The sequence below is a fragment of the Streptomyces sp. NPDC058157 genome, assembly GCF_042884105.1.
GTDB lineage: Bacteria > Actinomycetota > Actinomycetes > Streptomycetales > Streptomycetaceae > Streptomyces.
Genome location: NZ_JBHVUQ010000338.1, coordinates 1 through 4,432, shown reverse-complemented (window position 1 = coordinate 4,432; position 4,432 = coordinate 1). Strand labels below are relative to the sequence as shown.

Here is a 4,432-nt window from a genome sequence, read left to right as displayed (position 1 = left end):
CCCTCGGAGTGGTCGTTGACCCAGCCGCACACCCCGCAGGCGTAGCGCCCGTCCAGTCCCGCGATGTGGGTGCCGCAGCGGCGGCACTGCCCCTCGGTCAGCTCGGGGGCGGGCAGTGGGGCGCCGGGCTGCGGGTTCGCGTGCGCGTCGGGCGGATGCGCCCCGTGAGGTCGGCGGCTCATGGGGGCGCAGCTTACGCGGAGGTCGTGGACCAGTCCGTAAAGAGCCCCACGCATTCTGCACACGATCGGATGAATGTGGGGCAGAGAGGGCGGCAGAGGCGGAGTTGGCCGCTACATTCACGCCGTTCACAGGGCCGGGACTCCGGTCCGTCACGTACGGGAACCGTGGAGCCGATGACGGAACGACCTGCCCAGCGCGTCCCCAACCGGCAGCTCGCGGCGCTGATCGCGGAAGCCGGGTTCTCCAACGCCGGGCTCGCCCGCCGCGTCGACCAGCTGGGGCTGGAGCACGGGCTGGATCTGCGGTACGACAAGACCTCCGTGACCCGGTGGCTGCGCGGCCAGCAGCCCCGCGGCACCACGCCCGCGCTGATCGCGGAGGTCTTCACCAGGCGCCTCGGGCGGCGGCTGTCGGCGCAGGACCTGGGCCTGGACGCGTGCGCCCCCGTGTACGCGGGGCTGGAGTTCGCGGCCACCCCGGAGGAGGCCGTGGACATCGCGAGCGGGCTGTGGCGCAAGGACTCCGGTTCGCACGCCGAGCTGCGCAAGATCGCCTTCACCCCGGCCGGGCTGGTGGTGCCCAGCCGCGACTGGCTGATCGGGCGGCCCGACGAGCGGGTGGGCCGCGGCGCGGACCCCGCCGCGGCCCGGGTCCCCTCCCAGGGCCGCACCACCGTGCCCCGGCAGCGGCAGATCGACCGGGGGCCCGGGCAGCGGGTCACGGGCGGTGACATCGCCGCGCTGCGGTCGGTCAGCGAGCTGTTCCGCACCCTGGACCACACCTACGGCGGCGGGCACGCGCGCCAGGCCCTGGTGCGCTACCTGGAGCACGAGGCCGAGCCGATGCTGCGCGGCACGTACGGGGAGACCACCGGGCGCCGGCTGTTCTCGGCCGCCGCCGACCTGACCCGGCTCGCGGGCTGGACCTCGTACGACATCGCCGCGCACGGGCTGGCCCAGCGGTACTTCGTCCAGGCGCTGCGGCTGGCGCAGGCCGCCGGGGACCGGCCCTACGGGTCGTACGTGCTGGTGACGATGAGCCGCCAGGCGGTCTACCTCGGGCACGGCCGGGAGGCGGTGCAGCTGGCCCGGGTCGCCCAGCAGGGCGTGGGCTCGGGCCCGCCGCCGGTGGTGCAGTCGCTGCTGCACGCGGCGGAGGCGCGCGGGCACGCGGTGCTGGGCGAGGTCCGGGCGGCGACGGCCTCGCTGGTACGGGCCGAGCGGTCCCTGGGCGCGGCCCGGCCGGGGGACGACGTGCCGCACTGGGCGCGGGCCTTCGACGAGGGGCAGCTGGCGGACGAGTTCGGGCACTGCCACCGCGACCTCCAGCAGTACCGGGCCTCGGCCCAGCACGCGGAGCGCTCGCTCCAGCTGCGCTCGCCGGGGTACGCGCGCTCGCGGCTGTTCTGCCGGGTGGTGCTGGCGACGGCCCGGCTGGGGCTGGGCGAGCTGGAGCAGGCGTGCGCGCTGGGGGCGGAAGCGGCGCAGCAGGCGAGCGAGATGCGGTCGGTGCGGGCGGTGGAGTACGTGCGCGACTTCGAACGCCGCCTGGAGCCGTACCGGGACGCCTCGGCGGTGCGGACGTACCGGGACCGGGTGGCCGCGTTGTCGTGATTCTCGACGCGCCCCTCGCACCGCTCGGCCGGAGCGCGCGCAGCGCAGCGGCCCGGTCCCGGGCGGGGCCGGGCCGCGCGCCTGCCTCAGGCCGCCACCGGGAGGACCGGTTCCGGGTGGCTCTGGAGGGGGATGCCGAAGTCGCGCAGCAGGGCCGTGGCGGCGCGGCGGGCGGAGTGCAGGGCGCCCTGGACGGTGTTGGAGTCGCGGTGGTCGCCGCAGACGTAGAGCCCGGCCAGGACCCGTACGGGCCGCTGCCGGTCGTGCGGCGGGGGCATGGCCGGGACGGCCTCGGGGGTGTGGTGGACGGCCAGCAGCTCCCAGTCCCGGGTCGCGGTGTCGTAGAGCCGGGCCAGGCGGGACGCGACGGTGCGGGCGGGCGGCGGGGGGCCGTGGACGGTGGTGGTGACCAGGCTGCGGCCGGCCGGGGCCCGGACGGGGTCGACGGCGCTCATCACGGTGGTGTGGGCGAGGGGCCACTTCGGGTCGGCGTCCAGGAGCAGCGAGCCGTCCCAGGGCAGGGGTTCGGGGGTCGCGTGGTGGATGACGGTGACCTCGTGGAAATCGGGCACCCGCAGTCCGGGGAGCAGTTCGGCCGCGGCGCGGGCGCCGGTGGCGAGGAGGACGGAACGACAGGCGAAGTCGCCGTGCTCCTCGGTGGTGACGAGGTTGGTCGCCACCGACCGCACCCGGATCCCGGTGCGTACCGTGCCGGGCGGCAGGCCGGCGGCGAGCAGGTCGGGCAGGGCGGCCGCGCCGCCCTCGGGCACGGCGAGCCGGCCGCGGGCGAAGGTGCGCAGCGCGAGGTCGGCGACGCGGCTGGAGGTGGTGAGCTCCGGGTCGCGCAGCAGCGCGGAGAGCAGGGGCCGCAGGATCCCGTTGACGGTGCGCGGGGGCAGGCCGCGGGAGCCGAGGGCGGCGTGGGCGGTGCGTTCGGGCCGGGCGAGCAGGCGGTCCGGGGGCAGCGCGGCGAGGCGGGCGAGGGCCGCGCTGAGCCGGGCCTGGTCCAGGGAGCCGGTGGCCAGGGCGCGGGCGGGGGTCAGGGCCCCGGCGCGCTGCCGCCTGCCGTCGGCGCCGTGCACCAGGACCCCGGGCGCGAAGGGGCGCAGGGTCAGCCCCTCCAGGCCCGGGGTGCGGGCGGGTTCGGTGTACGCGGTGTTGAGGAGCTGGCCGACCCGGTCGAGGCGGAAGCCGTCGGCGGATGCGGTGGCCATGCGTCCGCCGGGGTCGTCGGCGGTCTCCAGGACGCTGACGCTGACCCCGGCGGCGATCAGGTGGTGCGCGGCCGCGAGTCCTGAGACTCCGGCTCCTACGATGACGACGTCGCTGCTGAGCACGTGCCCCTCCCCGAGGTCGGCGCGGCGGCTGTGTGGGGATCCTTCTTCCCCCAACGGACTCCAGGAGAACCCGAGTCCGGCGCGGTATTGCGCACAACTCCGGTCGCACGGCGGTCGCATGCGGGTCACAACCGGTCGCACGCGGACGGGGAGTGCGCCGGACCAGCGCCCGGACCGACCGGGCGGAGGGCGGGGTCAGGCCCGGGCGGCCCTGATGGCCTCCTCGATCCCGGGGTGGGCGAAGGTGAACCCGGCCTCCAGCAGGCGGGCCGGCCTGACCCGCTGGCTGCCCAGCACGTCCTGGGAGAACTCCCCGAGAACGACGCGCAGCACGGGCGCGGGGACGGTACACAGCGTCGGCCGGTGCAGGACGCGGCCCATCGCGGCGGTGACCTCGCGGTTGGTCAGCGGCTCGGGGGCGGTGAGGTTGAACGGCCCCGACAGGCCCGGGGTTTCGGCCAGGAAGCGCAGGGCGGCGATCTCGTCGTGCATCGAGATGTACGACCAGTACTGCCGCCCGTCGCCGAGCCGGCCGCCGATCCCGGCCCGGAAGACGGGGAACAGCCGCCCCCACGCCCCGCCTTCGGCGGCCACCACCAGCCCGGTGCGGGCGAACACGGTCCGGATGCCGGCGTCCTGCGCGGGGGCGGCGGCCGCCTCCCACTCCACGCAGACGGAGGGCAGGAACCCGGTGCCGGCGGGGGCGGACTCGTCGACGGCCCGGTCGCCGGTGTCGCCGTAGTACCCGACGGCGGACCCGCACACGAACACGGCCGGCGGCCCGTCCATCGCGGCGAGCGCGCGTGCGAGGGCGGCGGTGCCGAGTACCCGGCTGTCGCGGATCTCCTTCTTGTAGGCGTCCGTCCACCGGTGGTCCCCGACCCCCGCCCCGGCGAGGTGCACCACGGCGTCGGCCCCGCGCAGCCCGACGGGGTCGACGTATCCGGCCCGGGGGTCCCAGCGGGCCTCGTCCGGGGCGGCGGGGGCGCGGCGGACGAAGCGGACGGTTTCGTGGCCGTCGGCGTGGAGGGAGCGGAGCAGGGCTTGACCGATGAGTCCGGAGGATCCGGTGATGGCGATGCGCATGGGGGCAGTGTGGCCCTTTTCGAGGCGCCGCTCGCGCGACTCGGCGCCGCCGGGCCTGGGCGGGGCCGGCGGCCGGCTGCGGGTGGTGCGCCGCTGCGCGGGGCGAGGTCCCCTACCCGCCCTTCGCCCGTTCCCCGGGGCAAGCCCCGGACCCCGTACGTGCGCTCCGCGCCCGTCGCCTCAAACGCCGGCGGGGCTATTTATAGCCCCGCC

Annotated in this window: 4 protein-coding genes; 1 reads left to right on the top strand and 3 read right to left on the bottom strand. The window is 76.7% G+C overall.

Annotated features, from left to right (window positions below; all coding sequences use genetic code 11):
* Positions 1-182, bottom strand: a 182-nt coding sequence (locus ACFVXK_RS37255) for a hypothetical protein (protein ID WP_389621406.1), incomplete at its 3' end; no start/stop codon positions are given.
* Between the two features lie 174 nt (positions 183-356).
* Between ACFVXK_RS37255 and ACFVXK_RS37250 the strand changes: the two genes are divergently transcribed.
* Complete coding sequence (locus ACFVXK_RS37250) at positions 357-1,796, top strand: regulator (protein ID WP_389621403.1); 1,440 nt, start codon at positions 357-359, stop codon at positions 1,794-1,796.
* Between the two features lie 86 nt (positions 1,797-1,882).
* Here ACFVXK_RS37250 and ACFVXK_RS37245 read toward each other — a convergent pair whose 3' ends face one another.
* Both ACFVXK_RS37245 and ACFVXK_RS37240 read right to left on the bottom strand, forming a co-directional pair.
* The gene (locus tag ACFVXK_RS37245; RefSeq protein ID WP_389621400.1) at positions 1,883-3,133 is read right to left on the bottom strand and encodes an FAD-dependent oxidoreductase; all 1,251 of its coding nucleotides are present in this window, start codon (positions 3,131-3,133) and stop codon (positions 1,883-1,885) included.
* Positions 3,134-3,328: 195 nt separating this feature from the next.
* A complete protein-coding gene (locus tag ACFVXK_RS37240; RefSeq protein ID WP_389621397.1) occupies positions 3,329-4,219 on the bottom strand; it encodes a TIGR01777 family oxidoreductase in 891 nt (296 codons plus the stop codon).
* Positions 4,220-4,432: the final 213 nt, after the last annotated feature.